The organism is Streptomyces graminilatus (assembly GCF_001418565.1).
Classification (GTDB): domain Bacteria; phylum Actinomycetota; class Actinomycetes; order Streptomycetales; family Streptomycetaceae; genus Streptomyces; species Streptomyces graminilatus.
In genome coordinates, this window is record NZ_LIQQ01000798.1 from 1 (window position 1) to 2,833 (window position 2,833).

Below are 2,833 nucleotides of genomic sequence, written 5' to 3' on the forward strand. Positions count from 1 at the left end.
TCCCCACGGCCGAGGAACAACTCCCCGGGTACGCCCACCTGGACCCGGCGATCGTCGAGAAGTTCCTCCAGTCCCGCGAGGCCGTCGACATCCGCTACGTCGACGACCCGCCCTACGGCAGGTTCGGCGAGCCCCGCGAACCGCGCTCCCAGGTCTGGTTCCGTACGAACGGCAAGCTCGGCGGCGCCGTCGACGAACCGCTGCTGCACGTCTGCCTCGCCACGTACGTCTCCGACTACACGCTGCTCGACTCGATCCTGCTCGCGCACGGACGCGGCGGCTGGGCCGTCAACGACGTGGTGGGCGCCTCCCTGGACCACGCGATGTGGTTCCACCGCCCGTTCCGCGCCGACGAATGGCTGCTGTACGACCAGGAGTCACCGTCCGCGTCCGGCGGCCGTGGCCTCGGCCAGGGCCGCATCTACACGCAGGACGGACGACTGGCCATCACGGTCATCCAGGAGGGCGTGATCCGGGTACCGCGCACGCCCTGACCAGCGGTTCTCAGTCGCCGAGCAACCCGGCCTCGCTGAGCAGGAACGCCGTCAGCGGGTCGTAGAAGCGCGGGCTCGTCACATGGTCGTCGAGTGGAACGGCCACCTGGAGGGTGCCTTCCGCCTCGGCCAGGAACAGCGCCGGGTCGTTGCAGTCGGCGTACCCGACCGAGTCGATGCCGTGCTGTGCCGCGTACCCCGCCCAGCCGTGGTCGGCGACGACCAGGTCGGGCAGCGGGCGGCGCTGCCGCTCCAGCGCCGTCAGGATGGCGCGCATCGGCTCGCCGGAGTGCGTGTGCCACAGCGAGGCCCCGTGCTCCAGCACCGCCACGTCCGCGAACTGGAAGACGTACCCCTCGTCCGTCGTCAGACCGTCCGGGATGACGACGATCTCGCAGCCGGCGGCCCGCAGCGCGTCGGCCGTGGCGCGGTGCACGTCGAGCAGACCGCCCGGGTGGCCGGTCGCGAACAGCACCCGCTGCCGCCCGTCGGCCGCCTTGCGTAGCCGGGCCGCCAGCCGCTCCAGCGCGGCGACCGTCAGCTCGGGGTCGATGGTGTCCTGGCCGTACCGGTGTTCGGGGTCGTCGTTGACGCCGACCCGCTCGGCCATCACCGCGAGAACGTCCTGCTCGTCGGTCCAGCGGTCGCCCAGCTCCAGCCCGAGCCAGTAGTGCCGTTCGCCGTTCGCCAGCTTGCGGTAATGGGAGAGATTGTTCTCGCGAGGCGTGGCGACATCACCCGCGATACGGGTTTTCACAAGGTGATCGACAAGCTCGGCGCGGCTGGGAATCCCGGGTATCGGCATGCCTCCCATTGTGAGGCAGACGACACCGCCAACACCCGGACGTCCCGACCGCTGGGACGCAGCTCACGCCACCTCGACACCGTTGAGTGGTGCTCAGTGCCGCTTGAGCGCGAACCACAGTTCCATCCGTACGTCCGGATCGTCGAGGTCCGTGTCGAGCAGGGCCGCGCAGCGCGCGATCCGCTGCCGCACGGTGTTGCGGTGCACGGCCAGCGCGACCGCCGTACGGTCCCAACTCCCGTGCAGGGAGAGCCAGGTGCGCAGCGTCTCGACCAGCGCGGGGGTCGCGGCGACCGGCGCGAGGAGCGTACGGGCGTGGGCCGCCGCGTCCGCCTCGGGGACGAGGTCCGACAGCGCGGCCCGCTCGCCGTGGCGGACCAGCGGGCTGCGGGTGGCCCTGGCGCGGGCCAGCGCACGGGCCGCCTGGACATCGGCGTCCGGCCACTCGCGCGGACCGGCCGGGGCGCTCACCCCGCAGGTCCAGCCGGGCTGCGGGGCCGGTTCGCGGTCGGCGGGCAGCAGGATCCGTACGACGTCCCCGTCGATGTCGACCAGCGGCGAGCCGAACGCGGTGGCGAGCGCGGAGGCCGGCGCGCCGGGAGCCTCGGGCCGCGCGTGCACGACCGTCCAACGGTGGTCCGGGGCGCCGCCCAGCAACGGGGCGACCGTCTCCGGGGCGGCCCCCAGCAGCAGCCGTACGAGGGCCGACGAGCGGGCGGCGCCCGAGCCGCTGCGGTGTTCGCCGCTGAGGTGGGTGAGCAGGGTGAGGAGTACGGCCGCCACGGACGCGATCGTGTGATCGCCGGACGTACGTTCGGGTGTCGCGACGCCGAGCGCGAAGCCGCTGCCGGTGCCGAGGGCGTAGGCGGTGAGATGGGTGCCGGGGGTCGTGGTGTCGGACGCGGAGGACGGGCCGTGGTCGGCCCGGACCACGGCCGCGAGCGCGGCCAGCGCCTCGGGGGCGCCCGTTTCCCGCCCCGCCGCCGCCATCTCCGTCCCGTCCGGCCCGTACAGCACCGCCCGGCCGCCGACCCGCTGGGCCAGCCGGCGCAGCACGGAGGGGACCGGGTCCGGACGGGACGCGGCGGCGGCCAGGCTCTGCTGGGCCTCCGTCACCCGGCGCAGCTCGGCCAGCCGGACCTCGGCCATGAGCTGCCAGACCGCGCGGGCCACGCCCGAGAACGTCGTACGCGGCGGGACCTCGACGAGCGGCAGCCCGTACGCGTCACAGGCCGCGACCAGCGCGCGCGGCACCGTGTCGTGCACCGGCGCGACTCCGAACCCGAGGGCGGCGCCGCCTCCGGCCACGATCCGGCCCACGTAACCCTCGAAGTACGCCGTCGCTGCCGGGTCCGCTGCCTCCGGAATGTGCATCCCGGCGGTCAGCAGCAGCTCACCGCCGAGCAGATACGGGTACGGGTCCGCCATCTCCGACGCGTGCGCCCAGTGGATCGCCGGGTCGGGGGCGGTCGGCCCGGCGATCTGACGCAGGGCGAGGTCGTCGCGGGCGAGGAGGGCGGAGAGGCCCACCCGG

General features: G+C 73.9%; 3 protein-coding genes. 1 reads left to right on the top strand and 2 read right to left on the bottom strand.

Features of this window, described 5'->3' with window-relative positions; all coding sequences use genetic code 11:
- Positions 1-494 (top strand): acyl-CoA thioesterase (locus AOK08_RS41670; protein ID WP_198539565.1); only part of this gene is annotated, 494 nt, incomplete at its 5' end.
- Positions 495-504: 10 nt separating this feature from the next.
- On the opposite strand, the gene AOK08_RS41675 is transcribed toward AOK08_RS41670, so the two are convergent.
- Positions 505-1,299: a phosphatase gene (locus AOK08_RS41675; RefSeq protein WP_055535762.1), complete on the bottom strand. Its 795-nt coding sequence runs from the start codon at positions 1,297-1,299 to the stop codon at positions 505-507.
- Positions 1,300-1,392: 93 nt separating this feature from the next.
- A complete protein-coding gene (locus tag AOK08_RS41680; RefSeq protein ID WP_107101184.1) occupies positions 1,393-2,829 on the bottom strand; it encodes a PucR family transcriptional regulator in 1,437 nt (478 codons plus the stop codon).
- Between the last annotated feature and the right edge of the window lie 4 nt (positions 2,830-2,833).

Bases quoted from the DNA above. Each gene is read 5' to 3' on its own strand.
- AOK08_RS41675 (WP_055535762.1), bottom strand. From the start codon at position 1,299: ATGCCGATACCCGGGATTCCCAGCCGCGCCGAGCTTGTCGATCACCTT.